The sequence below is a fragment of the Pseudanabaena sp. lw0831 genome (assembly GCF_016584665.1).
In the GTDB taxonomy this organism is placed as follows: Bacteria; Cyanobacteriota; Cyanobacteriia; order Pseudanabaenales; family Pseudanabaenaceae; genus Pseudanabaena.
Map to the genome: position 1 here is coordinate 99,893 of NZ_BBJB01000056.1, position 19,706 is coordinate 119,598.

Genomic DNA, 19,706 nt, shown 5'->3' on the forward strand with positions numbered 1-19,706 from the left:
AATTTGTACTTATCAAAAAATTGAAAAATATAAAGCTAAGTCTCAAGCTTATCACCAGGATTTAAAGGGCTGGGGGAAAGAACTACGCGATCGCCTAAAGCCAATCCATCTAAAACTTCGCGTTGACTAGCAAAGGTTCTTCCCAGTTTAACTTTCCTGACTACGGCTCTACCTGCTTCGGCAAGCATGACCATACCTTCGCCAGCAGATAGATGGATGACAGCACTTTCGGGGATTACCATGCTATTTCTACCTTGATCAAATTGCACATATCCTTGTAATCCAGGAGCCATTTCCAAATCTTGCACTCTAATCCAAACCGAGTAAGTAAATTGTCGGTTGGCTCCAGCATTGCCTTGAGTAGGATTAGTTTCAACAGTGGGATTTAGTCGGATCACTTGCCCCGTATAAGTCTTACCTGGGTAAGCTACAAATCTCACTGTTGCTTGATCGCCGACTTTAACCGTATTTAGGCGGGCTTGATCGATATAAGCCTTAAACACAATATCTTGAGTTAAGGTCATCAACTTTGTATTCAAGTTAGCGACCTCACCACTATGAATATTTATTCGGCTCACTAATCCGTTGTTTGGGGCATAAATTACGGTACGCTCTAAATTTGTGAGTGCATTTTGCAAGGCAAGTTGTTCATTTTTTAGCTTGAATTCAAGGCTTTCTGCCTGACGCGCAAGATCATTTCTAGTACGGTCCAATTCTCTTTCAGCAGTGTAGAGATCGCGTTTGCGAATCAGATATAAGTCCTCAGTATCTGCTAGTTGAAACCTTGAGAGCGCGCCTTCTTTAACTAAAGTTTCTGATTGACTGAGTTTAGTATCAAAAATTGCCACTCGCCCCCTTAGGCTTTGGACGTTTGCTTCCAACGAAGCTATCTGCTCTTGTGCGGTCTGCTCTATGCTTTGAAGCCCGACTTCAGAGATCGCAATATTATTACGAGCTGTGTCAACCATGTTTTCAAAAAGTTCTTTGTTCAGCTCGATTAATTGTTGACCTTTAGTTACGCGATCGCCCTCTTGTACATATACTTTTGCAACAGATCCCGATACTAGTGGCTGAAGTTCAACTTCTTGTAAGGCGACCGACTCACCAGGTGCTGAGACAGAATCATCTATAGGTTGCTGACTCACTACTGCTGTTTCCACCTTAATTGGTTTACCTGCTTTACGCTGTTGGGCGGGATAGCCAATATCGGATGAATAGCTGCGAGATTCAGGATTTCTCAAAGCTGGCAATAAAATAGTAACTGCTAGAACGCCAATAATTCCTAGTGGAACAACGACCAGAAGTACCAGCATAAGACGTGACAAGGGACGAGGGACTGCCATATTTACACTTACATAGATGAATAGAATCTAGTTTTTGCAATTATCTAAATTATGTTTTCGCCAAGGCTTTTGTAAACATATCCTGCCATAACAAAATAAGTCGTGACCATCCAAAACGCACTTGAATATCTTTGAGTCCGCGCTGCCCCAATTCCTCTGCTCGAACAGGATCGGCAATTAGCTCAATAATTGATTGAGAGAGAGCTTCAGGATCTTTTTCATTCACTAGTAACCCTGTAACACCAGATTGAATAACATCAACAATACCGCCAACAGCACTGGCAATTACAGGCTTTTCGTGAGCTAATGCTTCAATCATAACAATCCCTAAGCCTTCGGTATCTCCTTTGCTATCTACAATAGCTGGTAAAACAAAAATATTGCAAGATGCATACTCATTCGCTAATTCTTCTTTACTCACAAACCCCAAGAAATCAATTACTTTCTCAAGTTTTAGTTCTTGGCATTGCTGCTTGATCTCCTGTTCTAAGATCCCTTTACCCACAATGCGTAAACGTACTGGATATTTGCTAAGAACTAACGGTAAAGCCTCTAGTAAATACCGCAGCCCTTTCCGTTCATCCAGCCTTCCTACAAACAAAAGTTTGGTATCTTCTTCAAGATTTCTCACGCAAGGAGCTTTAGGCTCAATTGTTAAGCCATAGGGGATGACACTAACATCTCCACTGTAGAGCTTTTGAATTAGAGCTTGTGTAAATGAAGAATTTGCCGTGACGCTCTTAGCCATTGGTATTTGCCATCGCAAGATAGCCCCAACAAAACTAAATTTTTTAGCTAGCAGAAGCTCAGCTCCATGAAAGCTAAAAAGCATAGGAATGCCAAGTAGTTTATTTACAGGATAAGCCATCAAACCATGAGGAAATGGCCAGTTAACATGGATTAAGTCAGGTTTTTGTTTTTTACATAGCCAAAACAGTTGCCATGCCCCAAGCACAATATATAAAAGGGCAACTAGTATATATAAAGGTTGCTTTTGTAGTTTTGTGGGTGCACCGTCCCGAACTAGATTTTCAAACCGTTTAAAAAAGTATCGAAATCGATAAACTTCAATATCATCTAAGCTATGAGTCTGTGACCCTTCGTAAGCTGGGGCGAAAATTGTAAATCGGATTCCAAGCGATCGCATCTGCAAAACTGTTTCACGGATAAATGCTCCATGATTACCATCAGGTGTGGTGGGATAAACCGATGAGATTACAAGGATATGTTTGTCACGAAGATCAATAGACATAAGTAAAGTGCTCAAAATAATGTTCTAATGATTTATTTATGAAATTTAAACCGAATAAATCCATGCAAAAATTTGCCATCGATTTTTATTTCATAAATTATTTTTTAAATGAACATTCGCCGATGGATGGCTTTCATTATGCGGGATTCGCAGCAAGTCTTTGGGGTTATAAATCCCACACAGCATAGAAAGACTTAACTAAAAGCTTGTCTGATATCTTCTGACAAAATTTGTCTAAGCCAAAATACATAGAATGAAATATTATTTTATAAAGTATTTTATGAAAAATCATGAATAAATAATATAAATTATGATTTACAAAACCAGAACATTACATAGCCTTCTATCTTTATGTCAGGATCTTCAATGCTTACAGCTAATCTACCTCAACAACTGCCTTTAGAAAGTCGGTCTGTAACCATTGTCATTCCTGCATTAAATGAGGAAGGTAACCTTGAAAGACTTTTTCATTTAATTGAAAAAGCATTTTTGCGTCTGGGATTTACTTTGCCTGTAGTCCTGATTGATGATGGAAGTACTGATGAAAGTCCCCGGATTTTAGCTCAGTTACAGCAAAAACATGATTTTTTGACAGTAATTACTCATCCTCAACGACTTGGGGTAACAGGTGTATGGAAAACTGCGATCTCTAATACCAAAAACGATTGGATTCTTTGGGGACAAGCAGATTTGGAATCTAATCCTGAGTTGGATATTCCCTTATTATTAGAAGCTTGTACTAATGAAGTCCACGGAGTAGCAGGGTGGAGACAAAATCGTGGGGATGGTAAAAAACTGGCTTCTAAGGTAGCAAATACAACATGCCGTCTTCTCTTTGGCTTAAAAATTCACGATATGAACTGGATCAAGCTTGTACCTAGAGAATTAGTTGCTGCTCTTCCTATGGATGTTGTTACTCATCGTTATTTGCTGGCTGTTTTATCTGGCTTGGGTTACAACATTACAGAGGTTCCTACCCCTTGGTTCCCTCGATATTCTGGATATACTAAGTTCGGTAAAAAACGCTTGCTGACCTCTAGCTTCGATTTTATTAGAGCATTTAGTTGGTTTATCAGTAAACGATTTTCTAGAACAAGTTCTGATTCTACAAGTCCTGAGAAGGAAAATTTGGCATATCCACCAAATTTTCCTTCTCAGAATTAATAACAATTTTTATGCGCCGCTAAAAAGCTTAAAATCCAAAAAGGCAAAGCGCCCGCTACGCGGGCACTTTGCCTTTTTGGATTTTATACTTATTACTCACAAAACTCGTAGTACTGTCGGAATGCTGTGTAAGGTTGGTAACTCGCGGATAGATGCGATCGCTTGCTGGAAGTTATACTCGCTCACCCTTTGGGTTACTACCACAATTTCAGCAAGTCCATCATGAATCGTATTTTTTTGCAAAATTGCATTCAAGCTAACGCAGTGCTTGCCAAAAGCAGTTCCAAGATCGCCAATTACCCCTGGCTTATCATGGGTTAGCAACCGTGCATAAAACTGCGTTACTGTATTTTCAATTGGGGCAATTTTAGCGTAATGCTCGTGGGAACAGCCCATCAATTGATTGACGTGATTGGGCATAGATTTCAGGGCTGCGACAACATTAATAATATCTGCAACCACGGCGCTAGCAGTTGCGCCTGCACCTGCACCAGGACCAGAGAATACGACTTCACCGATGGGATCTCCTTCAATGCGCACAGCATTGGTTACGCCATGAATATTTGCAAGCGGATGTTGAATCGGTATTAGCGTTGGATGTACGCGAATTTCCAGATTGCTGTCATCTTTGCCGTCAGTACGTCGCGCAATGCCTAAGAGCTTAATCGTAAAACCTAACTCTTTGGCATAGCCAATATCAGCACTAGTAATCGAACGAATACCTTCACGATAAATATCTTCAAGTTTGATGCGATCGCCAAAGGCAAGACTCGCCAAAATTGCCATTTTGTCCGCTGCATCATAGCCATCGACATCAGCTGTAGGATCGGCTTCGGCGTATCCCAATTGTTGCGCTTCAGCAAGAGTTGCATCAAAATCTGCGCCTTCAAAATACATCCGACTCAGGATGTAATTGGTCGTGCCATTGACAATCCCTGTTAATTCACTAATCCGATTTCCGCCGAGACTTTGTTTCAGTGCTTGGATTACAGGAATACCGCCACATGCGGCAGCTTCCAACATCACATATACGCCCTTTTGTTTTGCTGCCGTAAAAATTTCATTCCCATGTCTGGCGATTACGGCTTTATTTGCTGTAACAACGTGCTTACCATTGCCGATCGCCTTTAATATCAAACTTTTGGCTGGCTCGATCCCGCCAACAACCTCAACGACGATATCGATCGCAGGATCATTAACGATCGACTCCAAATCATCTGTGACAATATTGCGATCGATCTCCACATCACGCTGCTTAGTTAGCGATCGCACACCCACGCGAGAAATTTCGATATTAGGTAGTAGGGGATGGCGACCCGCAGGGTCTTGGAGAATTTTGGCAACACCCGTGCCAACTGTTCCTAATCCGAGAAGTCCAACTTTATATGTCACAGTCTTAATTTATTTTGATTTTTGTCGATTTCTATTAGCTTTTATTGTAGTTTTTTTGGGACGCGATGAATTTTAAAACCCAGAAAGTAGAAGGGGGCGCTTTGCGCCCCCTTCTACTTTCTGGGTTTTATATGATCAAGATTAAGCAGCTACAGCAAATGCATCTTGAGAATTTCTATGCAATTCTTTAGCAATCGCAATATTTTGTTTCATATTTAAATCTGTAGCGATCGCTAACTGATAGCAGGGAATAGTATCACTCTGAATTGAACCCGAAATTACCCCTTCACACACTTCTAAAAAAGCATCAGCAGATGTAGAGAATTGAATGCATTGATTTGGTAGGACGACTCTCTCAAAAAAAGCAACATTAGTTTGCGATATGCGAATAATTTGCATTATTTCGCTTTCGTTGCGATAAATACAAGTTATTTGATTAAGCTGATTTTCTAAGTTATCGGGGTTGATCTTACGTGATTGAATATTAAACATTTTCTTAAAACCTGTTAGTAGCTACTAACTTTGCCAATCTATGATCCCAGATTATTAGATAGTCCCATGACTAGCAGTGACCTAGCGCACATATTCCAAGTTTCTTAAGCTTTGGGATCGCTTTTTCAACTAAATAAAAAAACTTCGTTTTTTATTTAGTTAGTAATTTTTTGCGATCTCTTGACCATGTACTTAGTCAGATCTACAAAGGTATCGCGACGCAAATAAGGATAATCTCCAACCCATAGATTGTATTGAGGAATATATGCATCAGAGGTGATGCGACTAACCCGTCCAAAACGGCGATCATTAGAAAATAGCAACAAATATACTGTTTGATCAGGTCTAATCCTTTTGAGTTCTCGCTTCATCGGTAATCGCAAAGTGGTCACAAACTCGGTCTCATCTCCAAGCTCAATATTTAAAAAACTTTCCGCGTCATAGCTAACATCCATGCGTCCCCGCGAGTCTACTTTTTCAGCACGAGCCAGCACTTCTTGAGAGACATACACATCCAACACTTCAGCCTGCCAAAATCCACAATAGGCAAAACGCCGCAACTTGGCATTACGAAAGCTCGCTAGGGCAATTGGCTCCAACATCCAATACAATCCACCCAATGCTGCACATACAAACATAATTAAGGCGGCAAAACTACTGGGATTATTCTCGTGAACACGGTTATAGAGAATTGTGAACACAATCACACAAGCGATCGAAATAGCTATACGACGAAATACACTCTGTCCATCGCCCCAGTAATATTGATACTGCTCTGAGGTGGGTACGGCAGGAATAAGCTCATCAAAATTTTTGCGCTTGAGTGGGGTAATCATAGGGATATTTTAGCTAATAACGCAGCACCATAAGCCGCTTCAGTTTGGATCGCTTGTTGCATAGGGATTTGTAAATAGCGATCGCGTATTTTTGCCCAAATCTGATTTTTTGCTCCCCCACCTGCGGTATAAATTTGCTGAATCGGTGAAGACCCTAATTCTTGCAAAAGTTTATAGCCCTGAGCCTCAATTCTTGCCATACTTTCCAGCAATCCATGCAAAAACTCTACAGGATCATCAGGACGTGGTTTTAATCTTGGCGCGAGGTTGGGATCGTTAATCGGAAAGCGATCGCCTTTTTTGGGCAAGGGATAATAGTCTAGCGAACTAGAAATATTCGGATCAATGCGATCGCTCAACTCTTGTAACTGCTGATCTGTAAAAAATTGTCGCAATACTGCCCCACCGACATTTGAAGCCCCACCGACTAACCATAAACAGCCCAACTCACGATGCTCAAACCGATGGCTATAGATACCATAACGCGCATCATTGATCGGGCGATCGCTTAAAACTTTCAGCACCATCGTCGATCCAAGCGAAGTAACCGCTGTACCGATCTCTGGTTTCATCGTCCCAATACTAGCTAAAAAAGCAGCATTACTATCAGTCGTTCCCGCACCGATCTCACAATCAAGTGACAAATTTAATTTTGAGGCGATCTCCTCCTGAATTATTCCTACAGTTTTACTAGGCGCAAATACTTCAGGCAAAATTACCGCAGGGTTTCGTAACGCCCAATCTTTTAGCCAATTAGGATAGTTTAAAAGCATGGGATCGTAACCTAATTTCAGAGCATTGTGATAATCACTCAAGCCCAATTTGCCATGTAGCAGATAACCCAGCCAATCAGCTTGATGCAGCAAATACAAACTTGAGAATAAAGGTTGCAGCCCTTCGTTCTCAAGAAATAAAACTAATTTGGCAAGACTCGAAGTTGCGCTACAGACTGAATGTTGTGGTGGCACAATTTTTTTCATGTGCTCTAAAACTTCTTGACTACATGCATCGCTATAGATCATTGGTGGCGCGATCGCTTTCCCCTCGAGATCGCAAATTAAAACCGTTGCGGAAGTACCATCAATGACTATTTTTTTCGTAGTTTGTCTAATTTCCTTTGGCAAACTAGCAATTACTTCATAAAGTGCCGCTTGCCATGTTTCGTAATCACGAATGTCATATTCAGTGCGAGAGATCGCCACAATTTCGCCATCCATATTAATGGCGATCGCTCTTACTCCTGAAGTCCCAAAGTCAATCCCCACAAAGTAGTTCATAAATTCCTTATAGCGAATAGGAGTGACGCTTCGCGTCACTCCTATTCTTTGGGTTGTACTAAGATTTTTTTAAAGGAATATGTTTTTCCAAACAAGTTCTGAGCATTTGTGGATCAAATAAAACTGGCAAGAAATGAATACTTTTTACTTCTTTAAAATAAAACAAAATCGGAAATCCAAACCAAAACACTTTCCAATCTTGCCATTCTTGATAGGGAAAAGTACGGAATTTTTCTTGCGATCGATAAACATCTAAATCTGTTGCGGTAAATACTAATCGAATCGTAGCTGTTTGATAAACTAAGAACAATCCAAAAATTGCAAATACACCCGCAGCAATCGGTTGAACCCATATAAGTGGCAATCCTGCCAACACAATTACAATAGATATTGCATAGCTTGGACTTAATTCTGTAGCCTGTGATGCAATATTTGGGTCAACAAAAGGGTTTGAAGTAGTCATAATGATTTAAATTATTGATTTCTATCTATAGATATACATTTAATTTTAAATCTATGGCTAACTTATTGGAATGATAGGATGAATATTAATAAGCTAATTGTGTGCTTTAGTTTAGTTCGCTCTTCACTAATCGCTACATTATCTTTCCCCTGTAATCTCTATATAAGCTTAGGAAATGTCTATGAACTTATCCTCAACAGCGAATGACTTGGATCTCCCTTTGCATGAAGCCGCCAAAGATCCTAAAGTCTGGAGTCACCTCAAACAAGCGATCGCAACCAGTTCAGGATTTGACAAATGGCAGCGTTCTCGAAACGGTGACCCCAAAGGCGATCCCAAAGATGTTGCCCCAGTACAAGAAAGCGTTCTTGATGATCTCGTTCGTAGCTACTTACGTGAGACACTAGAAACGTTAGCGTATTAATTGCGAGATTTTCTTGTGAGCGAAACATTAGAAACTCAGTTTGAATCCTTAAGAGAGCAACTAGCAACTGATGATATGGGTGTTCGGATGAAAGCCCTTCATGCTAGTCGCTCTCTTCCCATTTCTGAGAGATTTACTTTACTCTCGATCGCGGCGATCGATCCCTATGCCCGCATCCGATATGATGCAGTTAGCCAAATTGGGACAGTCGGCACTGTTGATTTAGAAAAGTCCTTAGAAATTTTAAGCGATCGCCTATCGATCGATCCTGAAATTGATGTACGTGCAGCAGCGGCAGCTTCACTTGGTTCTCTACAACTTACCCAATCCTTTGATCTGCTTAAAACTGCCTACGAGTCCACCAACGACTGGATGTTTCAATTTAGCATCATTGCTGCGATCGGCGAGCTAGGCAATCCTCGAGGCTTTGAGTTACTTACCGAGGCATTACAAAGTCCTAATGAACTCGTTAAAATCGCTGCGATCGGATCTCTTGGCGATCTTGGTAATCCCGCATCGGTGTCACTCTTGTTACCTCTGATCGAAGATCCCGATTGGCAAATCCGACATCGAGTTGCCCAGTCTCTCGTCCAGCTCGGTGGCTCTGAAGCCAAAGTTGCTTTAGAAAAGCTTGCCAATGATCCAATGCCCCAAGTCGCTGAAGCAACGCGATCGTTTCTAGCATCAAAATGAATAACCCCGCCGCAAGCGGAAGGGGTATCAAATTCTTTTTTACTAGAATTACTCACACCGCAGAGCGGTGGGGTATTTACCCTCTTAGTTTAAATAAAAAAACAAAATCGCGGCGGTGGGCTTTGCCCACCACCGCGATTTTGTTTCTGCAAAGCGAGGCGTTTTACGCGTCGCTTTTTTAGGTTTTAATCAACCAAGTTTTAGAAGGAGAATGTGGTACGAATTACACCAACAGTCGCAGTGCCGTTAGCACTGGCGCTGTTTTGGTTGAATACAAAGAACACACCAGGAGTGATGCTGATATTCTTAGAAACACGGAAGCGATAGAAAGCTTCCAAGTGATAAGGAGTATCTGCACTACCTTGCGCTACGCCACCAACGTTGGTTCTAAGTAGTGGTTGGCCAAACATAATAGCAGCTAGATCGCCTTCGGTGAACAAGTCTTTACCAGACAATGCAGCCATCCAGCTGGTAAAGGTTGTTGATGCAGTAGTTGCGCCAGTTGTATCAGCAAAAGTCCAAGCACCCCAAGTATTGAAGGTAAACTTCTTGGTAATATCCCAAACCAAACTACCTACAACAGTGTTGCTTCTGATACCACTTATCCCAGCAGCATTGGCAGCAGAGGCTCCAATTGAATCAACGTTTAAGCCAGAACCAAGACTGTTACCAACAGTATAGGCATTAGCATAACCAACACCGAGAGTTAATACATCAGCAGGCTTGAACACAAATTGAGCGGCAATCTTGGTGTCACTACCAGTTAAACCACCTTGTCCATTTGCAGAACCAGCATTAGATGCGGTGTATGCAAGTTCGAGATTAACTTTATCGCTAAACTTGAAATTCAAGCCTGCAATTGCTAATCCACTAGTACCACCGCCAGATGCAATACGAATCAAAGGACTGTATTTCCCAAATCGAGAAATTGTACCTTGGCTGTCACTTTCAAGAGGATTAAGAGGGCTAAGAACATCTTCGGGAGAGCCAATTGGCGCGACGTATGCTGTGATGTTTTCGCCAATTGGAAAACGGTAGTACAAGCGATTAACTTCAAAAGTATTATCCGTTCTACCACTTTCAAAGGACAAACGGTTAGCATTCCATGAGTTCGTGCCATTGTTTAGAGATGGACCAATATTTGGAGTATTGCTGGCTTGTAAGCGGGTTCTCAACAAATCCTTACCAGTAAAGCTGGTGTCAAAGTTAAGACGAACGCGATAGCTGAAAATGGTATTAGTTCTGTCAAAAGGAGCACCAACACCATCGGTTGCACCCGCAAGAGCAAAGACCGCCTCGCCGCGTAGCTTGGTGGTGGTGGAGAATTGTTGAGCTTCGAGCTTCGCGGTCTTAGCATCAAGAGCATCGACACGACCACGAAGGGTTGCTAGTTCAGCAGCAAACTCTTCTTGAAGCTTTTGCAAAGTAGCTAGGTCTTCTTTGCTAACCTTGTCAGCCAAACCTGCGGAGATGATTTCGTTGATCTTATCCAAGCAAGCATTCAAACCAGCAGCAAACTCGTAACGGCTAGTTGCTTGCTTACCACGAAAAGTGCTGTCAGGGTATCCAGCGATACAACCGTAACGCTCTACTAAGGATTGCAATGCGGTGAAAGCCCAGTCAGTAGGACGAACATCGCTGAGTTGAGATACTGAAGTTACATTTTGTGCAACAGCACTAGGACGCAGCTGAACTTGTTCAACAAGGGTGTCAGCACCTACGGAGCGAACAACTTCAGATTCTTTAGAAGCTTGAGCATTGGCAGCACCAGCAATAAGAGCAGATGCAGCAACAGCCGCTGAAATTACTAAGCCGCAATTTTTCTTAGAAAACTTAGACATATGAATTACTTTTCCTCACAACATGACATGATTAAATATGTCAAATACAAATGTAGCAACAATTGCAGCCAAAAGTGAAGTGTTGCTGGACACATCTGCTGTGTTTTATAGCTAAAACGATATTTCAACAAGTCATAGATTCCATGGCATACCCCAGTTAAGGTGGTCAACCAACTTGCGTGATCCTAGCAATATAGATCCGCAAAGTTTCATGTCGAAAGTTTAAAAAAATGGATTTTTGAAGGCTGAAACAACCAATCTACGTTCGCTATTTTTGCACCTTAACTGGGGTAATTCCATGGCATTAAACTTAAAAGACTATTGGGGGATCTTTGCGCCACCTACAATTTATTGGTGTAATGCTCTAGTTAATATTTAGCTATAGCAGCGATCGCTAAATTAAAGTCAAATAAAATTAATATACAAAATATTTGCTGGAGCAATTGGGCTAAAATGGGATCGTCAGGGGAAAACTATAGAAGCTAACTTTGCAAATTCGTAAGTTACCTAAGCCCTACAAGCATGGCAAAAAGCTAGAGCTAAACTCCCTACAGAGATAATCGAAGATAATCGAAAATTTCTTGGGGAATGCAATTCGGGATAAATAGAAATATGCGTTTCGATCCATATTTTCATTATCCCTGTATTCAATCTGTAGTCATGTCGCAGAGCTATCAAGATCGTCTTTAAGAAGATAGATTAACTTCCACAGTTTCGTTTTGATAAGTCGAATCTCTTGAAGTTATTTGTCTGCTCTAATCGCCGAAAGCTTGATTGTCGCTGATTTGCGATTTTGATATCCGCTTGTAGTTTGTGTTCGTAGGTTGCTATTTTGTTACCCCTCGTTTGCTCTAATTTGCTCACCTTAAACAATCTCTCGACCTTCGCCTCATGGAATTCTCGATTAATCAACTGTTAGACAATTTCTCTGATGACAAGCTAGTTACGCCCAAGGCGATCGAAAAAAAACTTGGGATCGGTGATGACAATAAAAGTGTTCGTCGTCTTCAAGTCGCTCTTGATGCGCTCGAAAAAATTGGCATTCTCGAAAAAGACAAGGGTCGATATCGCCGCATCCAAGAAGAAGGGTTGGTGGAAGGTCGCTTGCGTTGTTCAAGCAAAGGTTTTTGCTTTGCGATCCAAGATGTCGAGGGTGCTGAAGATATCTATGTGCGCGAAAGTCGTCTGAGCAATGCTTGGAATGGCGATCGCGTGTTAGTGCGGGTAACTAAAGATGGTGTGCGACGGCGATCGCCTGAAGGCGAAGTACGCTTGATCCTTGAGCGATCGAATCCAACTTTGCTATCGACCGTAAAATTAACTGACGATAGTTATCGAGCTGTGCCACTAGATGATCGCTTGCTGTTTGAAGTCGAGCTAGTGCCAGATGAAGAAACGCCTGATTTAGATGTGGCAGTTGGCAAACTTGTACATTTAGAAATGGTGAGATTTTCACTAGGCAATCACTTGCCATTGGGTCGAGTTTTACAGGTTTTGGGCGATGATGCTGAGTCAACGAATGATATCGATCTGGTATGTTGCAAACATAATTTGCCAAGAAGATTTAGCGCCAAGGCGCTGACGGCTGCCGCAAGTTTGCCGAGGGGCGTAAGAAAAGCAGATCTCAAGCATCGTCTCGATTTACGCAAGACCCTGACTGTCAGAATTGGTAATGCCGCCGCGATTTCGATCGCAGAAGTGGAGAGCGGCTGGGAGTTGGGTGTACATATTCCTGATGTGGCAACCTATGTAACAGCGGGTTCACCTTTGGACTTAGAAGCGCAAAAGCGTCTACGTTCATTTTTCTTGGGTGATACGATTTTGCCGATGTTACCTGAGATGAATGTATTTAATCAGCCTGAATATCTCACGATGTCAGTTTTGATTAAATTGGATCGCGAAGGGAAGATGCTCTCGTTTGAGATTCAGCCTTCAGCAATATTGGTTCGTGCTAACTTGAGTTATCAGAGAGCGCAACAGATTCTTGATGGGAAGATGACAGTTGATGAGGATGCACCTAGCCAAGAAATTGATACGGAAGTAGAAGAGTTGGTACATCTAATTGCTAAGGTGGGGACTTTTCTCCAAGAGCATTCTAATGCAATTAGACTGGTATTGCCACAGATTCCTTCGCAAGAAGCGGATGAGGGCGTGCGCGGCTTGACAGTAGTTCCCTTAACTTTGCAGATTTCTGGAAATGTAACGGAAATAATGATCTTGGCAAATAAAGCGATCGCTTCACACCTACAGTCTCTCTCTATTCCAAGCATCTATTTACGGCAAATTCCTCCCGATCAAGGGAAAGTCGATGACTGGACAAAGTTATTAGAGAGCATGGGGATTTCGGCGCAGCTAGAAACGCCCGATCAGATCCAGATTGCTGATTTGCATCGGATTTTGGAACAGGTGAGTCAGCTTGAACAAGGCGCGACTCGCGATATTCTCAAATATCTTTTGATGTCTATGTTTAAGACTAGCGAATATGTGCTTGCACCTTCACTGCACTTTGGATTGGGCTTAATCGATCTACCCTATGTACATGGCGTATTTCCCCAAAACCATTATGCTGATTTGCTGATCCAGCGCATTTTGCATACTGTGTTTGAAGAAGGTCGCGATCGCCGAAGTATCAGAATTAAGGATGGCGTAAATCTGCGCAGTTCTAGTGCCCATGGTCAAGTAAATTGGAGTGTTTTGCCACCTGAGACAGAACGTCAATTGATTGAGGATTTAGAAGTCGTTGTACCAAAGCTAAATCAAGCTGATGCTTTGTATCATCGTTCAATTTCCGATCTTGATGGATTGCGGAAAGCCGAATTTATGAGATCGCACACAGGCGGGAACTTCTACGGCATCATCACCAGCGTCCAGTCCTATGGATTCTTTGTAGAGATCGAATCTCTCCTAGTTGAAGGTTTAGTCCATGTCAGTTCTCTTAAAGATGACTGGTATGAGTTCCCATTGATTAATGGCAAGGGAAGGGCAAGGGCTTCGACACTGCTAGTTGGACGTCGCAGTGGTCGTCAATATTGTTTAGGCGATCGCGTAGAGGTACAGGTCAAGGGGGTAGACTACTATCGCCAGCAAATCGACTTAGTTGCCGTAGTGAATTCTGAGAGCGATCGCGACCTGTCGAACACATCTGAATCTAATTTAGGATTAGAAGATATTTCAGAAGAATTTCCTGAAGAGATCGATGACGAAAATCTTGAAGAATCGCCAACACAACAATATTAAGTAGATGTACATAATTAATTACAAACCCAAACCCGTAAATTTGTGCCCCTGCGGGGCACAAATTTACGGGTTTGGGTAATTTTACTTGAGATCATGAACTGAAGCATTGTTTCAGTCCATGATCTTAAGCACTGAATTTATTTAGCTCCTAATCACTCCTCTCCGCGAGTTCTCCACCATGTCGCTTTCCCGCCTATTGGTGACTGTTCTAAACCGTCTTCAGCCTTCTGCGGAGACGGTTATGCTTGTTTCTGCGATCGCGGTGGGCGTAATCAGTGGTACTGGTGTAACCCTATTTCGTAAGTTGATTTTATTCACCCAAGAATTCTATTGGCACAAAATAGCCGCAGTTCTTAGCAACCAGTGGCACTGGGCGATCGTCTTTATTCCAATGATTGGAGCGCTAGTGGTTAGCCTTTTACGCTTCAAATTAGATAAATTAGATCAAGCAGAAGCTAAAGCTTCAAATCGAGAGCTAGGGTTATCCTACTCGCAGGTTCCACTAAAAACTGTGGCGGCGGCGCTTTCACTGGGCGCGGGAGCTTCGCTTGGACCAGAAGGTCCAAGCGTTGAGCTAGGTAGCAATATTGGATCATTGCTGGGTCAAATGCTGCAATTTTCCAGCGAACGAATTCGGTTACTGATTGGAGCAGGAGGAGCCGCAGGGCTAGCCGCAGGTTTTAATGCACCGATCGCAGGTGTATTTTTTGCATTAGAAGTATTGCTACGCGATTCCTATCGCACCAATAAATCCAGTCCCAACTCTGATGTCAGTGTTGTCGTTATTGCTTCGGTAATTTCGGCGCTGGTTTCCCAGATTAGCCTCGGTGAGAGACCAGCCTTTAGTCTACCCGTCTATGAGGTGCGCAGCTATTGGGAGTTACCGCTATATCTGGGTTTGGGTGTGTTAGCCAGCGTCGTGGCACTGCTGTTTACCCATGCGATTAAGCAAGCTAAGAAATTCTTTGCAGGGGAATGGGCGATCGCCCCATTCATGCGGGATCTATCCATGCCGATCAAGCTACTGATCGGTGGATTATGTGTCGGGATTATTGCCTTAACTTTTCCTGAAGTAATTGGGATTGGTTATGAAACGGTGGAATCAATCTTGCAAGATACCCCTTTCACGATTCCTTTGTTAATTATTTTGTTGGTAGTTAAACTTTTGCTGACGGCGATTAGTTCCGCTAGTGGCTTTGTTGGCGGGATTTTTGCCCCATCGATTTTCTTAGGAGCTGTGCTGGGTAGCGTGTATGGACAGGCGATCGCTTATTTTTTACCAGCCTCGATCCCAATCGCAGCTTCTCCTGCCTACGCCCTTGTCGGCATGGCAGCAGTTTTAGCAGGCACAGTTCGCGCCCCCTTAACATCGGTGTTGCTATTATTTGAAATGACCCGTGACTACCGCATTGTTTTACCACTGATGGCAGCCGTCGGACTCTGTGCATGGGTACTTGACCAAATTGACACATCAAAATCCTCAGATCGGATGATCATGCAATGGTCTGGTCTACCAGCCGATATCGAAGTCCTTGAAAAAATCAAAATCGCCGAAGTCATGACCCTCAATCCTGCCTCGGTCAAATATTCAATGCCATTGCTACAAGCTGCCCAGTTTATTACCAGTGGCTATCATCACAGCGCTCTCGTATTTGATGATATTAACCACTTACAAGGTATTCTCACCACCCAAGATATTAAGAGAATTCTCTCTGCACCTTCAGGCGATCGCCCACTTGAAGAATTGACTGTACAGAATATTTGCACCTGCGAGGTACTTTGCACATTTGCTGATGAATCTCTTGCTGAAGCCCTGAAACGCATGGCAGCTAGGGACTTGCGGCAGATGCCCGTAGTTGATCGCCACCAGCCCAAGCGCGTAATCGGGATGGTCGATCGCCTAGCAATTACAACAGCCTATAATACAGCACTAACAAAACGGGCGATTGCTGCTAGAATTACAGCGACTAAATCGACTGTACCTATTGCTAATCATAGTCATACAGCTATAACTAACGGTTCTAGTAATGGCTCTAGTAATATTTCTAGCAATGGTACTAATGACAAGAGCAACAATAAAGACAATAATTTAAGTAATTTAAATAATTCTCTAAGTAACACTTTAGATAGCACTTTAACCAACAACTTAAACAGAGAGTCAGATATTCAAAGTTCTGAGGCGATTTCCTCTTAAAATTTATGCAGAGATTGTCTTAAATATCTGGTCAATTAGCCCAAACAAGGATGTCATGGATAGCGAAGAAATACTAATTGAATTTGTGGGAAATGGCGATCGCGCTAATGGTGAGTCGATTAAATCGGTTAGCACCGCTAAGATTAAAGACAGCATTCAAAAACTTGCTAGTTTAGTTCAGCAGCTCGCTACAGACAGTGCACCAAGTCAAGCTAATGGGTTAGCACTAGATGAGGTCGAAATTTCGATCAAGCTCACAGATGCTGGTGAAGCAATTTTATTAGGTGATGGCCAAAGCAATGGGTCAATGACTTTACGGTTTCGGCGCTCCAATAAAGTACTGGCGATCGCTAATGATGATACAAATACTCAATCCCAGCTACTCAACTCAAATACAGGCGTTAACTATACCAAGTTAAAAGCTTTGCTATCTAACGGGAAATGGCAAGAAGCAAATCAAGAGACATGGAACGTGATGTGTCAAGCAGCGCGTAAAAACATTGGATCGGTGTTGACCGCCGAGGAGATTAAGCAAATTTCCTGTGATGACTTGCAAACCATTGATAACCTTTGGCGCAAGTATAGTAAGGGGCGGTATGGATTCAGCGCTCAAAATCAGATCTATATGTCATCAATTCTGGGATAAATAAGTAAATGGACATAATTAATTACAAACCAAAATTTGTAAGGTTGCACCCCGCAGGGGCACAACCTTGCAAATTTTGGTGATTTATTTTGGACAAGTACTTAGACAGCTAGCAGTCTCATGTAGAAATTTCACGATCAACTCACAAGGCAAATCATCAGGGGTTAGTGTCATGGATCAGGATAAGCAAAAACAGATTACAGGCTATTTTATTGAGGAGGCTAAGGAACATCTCCAAACAATTGAATCAGGGCTGCTTAATTTGGAAACGCTGATGGGCAACTCTGAAGCAGTCAATGAGATATTCCGAGCTGCCCACTCAATTAAGGGCGGGGCAGCTATGTTGGGATTTAGCAGCATTCAACATGTTGCGCATAACTTTGAAGACTATTTCAAAGTTATGCGTGAAAATACGAATTTTAAAGTCGATCAAGATTTACAGACTCTCTTTTTACAAGCATTTGACAAGTTACAAGAACTTGTCGAGCATTTGCAAAGCCCTTATGGGCTAACCAAAGATGCTGTTGATACTGTTATGGCTGGTTCCGATCAAATCTTTGCGAATCTCAAAAGTCATCTTCAAAATTTAATCGCAGGAAAAGCAACCCAATCAACGGTATTAGAGACAGAGACAAAAATTGAGACAAGGGGAATGTTGTCAGCATTTCAGTCAGAAGTCCCGCTCAAGTTGCGAAGTATGCTGGAGCTATTTAAGCAGCCTGATAGTCCTCGCAGCCGCCAAAATCTAGGCGTAATTTGTACTCAATTACAGCAAATAGGCGATCGCTTTGGTCTAGCACCTTGGTCTGAGCTGATGGAATCGGTAAGCGCTGCAGTATCAAATCCTAACAATCAATTTCGCGCCCTCGCACCAATTCTGATTAAGGAAATCAAACAGTCTCAGGAGCAAGTTTTAGCTCAGAAAGCACATCAAATCAAGACTTCACCACAGTTGTTACAGTTAATCTCTGCTAATAATTTAGCAGGTAGAACTGAAGCTCCCACAGCGCCTCTAAAAGCACCTAAAATTGCTTCTGAGAATACTTCAGCCGATGAAGTAAGTAAGATCTTTGGGGCAGTGATCGAAGAAGATAAGGCAATGAAAGGTTGGCAAACCTTTAGCGATCGGGTTGGATGGCGACAAAATGGAACTTGGATTGCATCCAATACTGCTTCTCCGCAGACTGCTCCTGATGGGCATTTTCCAACACCGCTTTGGTTAGCGTCATGGCATCAGTCCAAGGATACTAAAGCGAAAGAGTTTCAGGCTCAGTATGCAGCACTTTTAGCGAAGATTGCTAGCTGTAATATTAATTAAATTCCATAGCAAGGGGCTGAAGCCCCTTGTCTTTCTTAAGAAGTGGCGGCGCTTCGCGCCGCTACTTCTAATTACAAAATATTTGTCATTTACTTTAAAGAGGTTTTATTAAGTGAGGAGTTTGTTTGCCACAATTTTAGCGATTAGTGCTAGTACATCAGCATTACCCGCGATCGCAAATCCGATATCTAGTCAAATCTCAAAAAGCTCTATACCTGCTGAAAACCAGAGTTCTAGCTCTAACCAATTTAGACAACGCTCTCTTAATTTTGCGAAGCAGATTCCCGCAGATGCAATCGGCATAGTGCTGGTGGATCTAGATGCAAACTCTTGGCAGATCTCAGGAATGCCGCAATCTATAAGTCCAGTTTCGGCATTTGACAAATTATTGACATTTTTGGGTCAATCTCTCCCAATTTCTATTGTAAAAGATATTCAACCTTGGTTGGGCAAAGAAGTTGCGATCGCATTTTCGAGTAATACCAGCGATAAATTAGAGTTCAATTTTACAGTTTTATCGACCGTCACCGATGACAAGAACTTTGAGCTTTTTCTGAAAAAGTTAAAAAGTCTTGATTTGCCAAAACCCACTGAAACTCTATATCAAAATGTCAAAATTTTGGAATGGCAATTGGAGAAAGAATCAGTTGGGGACAAGAAGCCAGTCCTTTCTCGTAAATCGAATTCGCAAAATTCACTGCAATCTTTGCTCTGCTTGAAGCAAGACACTCCTCTAAATGCTAATGATCAAAAGAAGAAGTGTGATGAAGAGGAGCCAGTAAATGGGTTTCCCGACTTCAGCATCAAGCGATTTGCGATCGCCAAATTACCAAGTGGAATTGCGGTAATTTCGACTAATCGTCAAATGATCCAGAAAATGATTGATACATCTGCTGAGATGCCTGAGCAAAGGTTGCCATCTCTAGCTGATAATCCACTATTTTTGCGATCGCTAAACAATCCGCTATGGAATAAATCGCTAATTGCTGGCTATGGAGACTATAAAGAATTAGGGAAGATTTCCGAACTTTTGGCTGCGGATTTACCAGAGACTTCAGAAATTCCAGGATTTAGCCGTGAAGAATATCTTGAAGGCTTGAGATATACCTTGTCGCAGTACAGCAGTTTTGATCT

General features: G+C 42.2%; 16 protein-coding genes. 8 read left to right on the top strand and 8 right to left on the bottom strand.

Annotation, left to right across the window (positions count from 1 at the left end; genetic code table 11):
• Positions 1 to 35 precede the first annotated feature (35 nt).
• Together APA_RS10745 and APA_RS10750 are read right to left on the bottom strand one after the other, a co-directional pair.
• A complete protein-coding gene (locus APA_RS10745) occupies positions 36 to 1,343 on the bottom strand; it encodes an efflux RND transporter periplasmic adaptor subunit (RefSeq protein ID WP_201322272.1) in 1,308 nt (435 codons plus the stop codon).
• A gap of 49 nt (positions 1,344 to 1,392) precedes the next feature.
• Positions 1,393 to 2,595 carry a glycosyltransferase family 4 protein gene (locus APA_RS10750; RefSeq protein ID WP_236579500.1) on the bottom strand — a complete coding sequence of 401 codons (1,203 nt, stop codon included), beginning with the start codon at positions 2,593 to 2,595 and terminating at the stop codon, positions 1,393 to 1,395.
• Positions 2,596 to 2,946: 351 nt separating this feature from the next.
• On the opposite strand from APA_RS10750, the gene APA_RS10755 reads away from it, so the two are divergent.
• Complete coding sequence (locus tag APA_RS10755; protein WP_201322273.1) at positions 2,947 to 3,759, top strand: glycosyltransferase family 2 protein; 813 nt, start codon at positions 2,947 to 2,949, stop codon at positions 3,757 to 3,759.
• A gap of 96 nt (positions 3,760 to 3,855) precedes the next feature.
• On the opposite strand, the gene APA_RS10760 is transcribed toward APA_RS10755, so the two are convergent.
• The 5 genes from APA_RS10760 to APA_RS10780 all read right to left on the bottom strand — a co-directional run bounded on the left by APA_RS10760 (position 3,856) and on the right by APA_RS10780 (position 8,219).
• Positions 3,856 to 5,151: a homoserine dehydrogenase gene (locus tag APA_RS10760; RefSeq protein WP_201322274.1), complete on the bottom strand. Its 1,296-nt coding sequence runs from the start codon at positions 5,149 to 5,151 to the stop codon at positions 3,856 to 3,858.
• A gap of 141 nt (positions 5,152 to 5,292) precedes the next feature.
• Entirely contained in the window at positions 5,293 to 5,643 is a 351-nt protein-coding gene (locus tag APA_RS10765; protein ID WP_201322275.1) for a DUF1830 domain-containing protein, read from the bottom strand.
• A gap of 155 nt (positions 5,644 to 5,798) precedes the next feature.
• Entirely contained in the window at positions 5,799 to 6,479 is a 681-nt protein-coding gene (locus APA_RS10770) for a hypothetical protein (protein ID WP_201322276.1), read from the bottom strand.
• Positions 6,476 to 7,756, bottom strand: coding sequence for an FGGY-family carbohydrate kinase (locus APA_RS10775; protein ID WP_201322277.1), 1,281 nt, complete (start codon positions 7,754 to 7,756; stop codon positions 6,476 to 6,478). The genes APA_RS10770 and APA_RS10775 overlap by 4 nt, the downstream gene beginning before the upstream one ends.
• A 58-nt stretch (positions 7,757 to 7,814) precedes the next feature.
• Complete coding sequence (locus APA_RS10780; protein ID WP_201322278.1) at positions 7,815 to 8,219, bottom strand: DUF3119 family protein; 405 nt, start codon at positions 8,217 to 8,219, stop codon at positions 7,815 to 7,817.
• Positions 8,220 to 8,400: 181 nt separating this feature from the next.
• Here APA_RS10780 and APA_RS10785 point away from each other — a divergent pair, with 181 nt between their 5' ends.
• Together APA_RS10785 and APA_RS10790 are read left to right on the top strand one after the other, a co-directional pair.
• A complete protein-coding gene (locus APA_RS10785; protein WP_201322279.1) occupies positions 8,401 to 8,643 on the top strand; it encodes a hypothetical protein in 243 nt (80 codons plus the stop codon).
• A gap of 15 nt (positions 8,644 to 8,658) precedes the next feature.
• Positions 8,659 to 9,336 carry a HEAT repeat domain-containing protein gene (locus tag APA_RS10790; RefSeq protein ID WP_201322280.1) on the top strand — a complete coding sequence of 226 codons (678 nt, stop codon included), beginning with the start codon at positions 8,659 to 8,661 and terminating at the stop codon, positions 9,334 to 9,336.
• Positions 9,337 to 9,536: 200 nt separating this feature from the next.
• Here the strand turns inward: APA_RS10790 and APA_RS10795 are convergent, their stop codons facing one another.
• A complete protein-coding gene (locus APA_RS10795) occupies positions 9,537 to 11,177 on the bottom strand; it encodes an iron uptake porin (protein ID WP_201322281.1) in 1,641 nt (546 codons plus the stop codon).
• A gap of 891 nt (positions 11,178 to 12,068) precedes the next feature.
• On the opposite strand from APA_RS10795, the gene APA_RS10800 reads away from it, so the two are divergent.
• The 5 genes from APA_RS10800 to APA_RS10820 all read left to right on the top strand — a co-directional run.
• Entirely contained in the window at positions 12,069 to 14,414 is a 2,346-nt protein-coding gene (locus APA_RS10800) for a ribonuclease R family protein (RefSeq protein WP_236579501.1), read from the top strand.
• Between the two features lie 178 nt (positions 14,415 to 14,592).
• A complete protein-coding gene (locus tag APA_RS10805) occupies positions 14,593 to 16,608 on the top strand; it encodes a chloride channel protein (protein ID WP_201322282.1) in 2,016 nt (671 codons plus the stop codon).
• A gap of 55 nt (positions 16,609 to 16,663) precedes the next feature.
• Positions 16,664 to 17,254, top strand: a complete 591-nt coding sequence (locus APA_RS10810; RefSeq protein ID WP_201322283.1) for a GUN4 domain-containing protein — start codon at positions 16,664 to 16,666, stop codon at positions 17,252 to 17,254.
• 172 nt (positions 17,255 to 17,426) lie between these two features.
• Entirely contained in the window at positions 17,427 to 18,572 is a 1,146-nt protein-coding gene (locus APA_RS10815) for an Hpt domain-containing protein (RefSeq protein WP_201322284.1), read from the top strand.
• Between the two features lie 112 nt (positions 18,573 to 18,684).
• Positions 18,685 to 19,706, top strand: a 1,022-nt coding sequence (locus APA_RS10820; RefSeq protein ID WP_201322285.1) for a DUF3352 domain-containing protein, incomplete at its 3' end; no start/stop codon positions are given.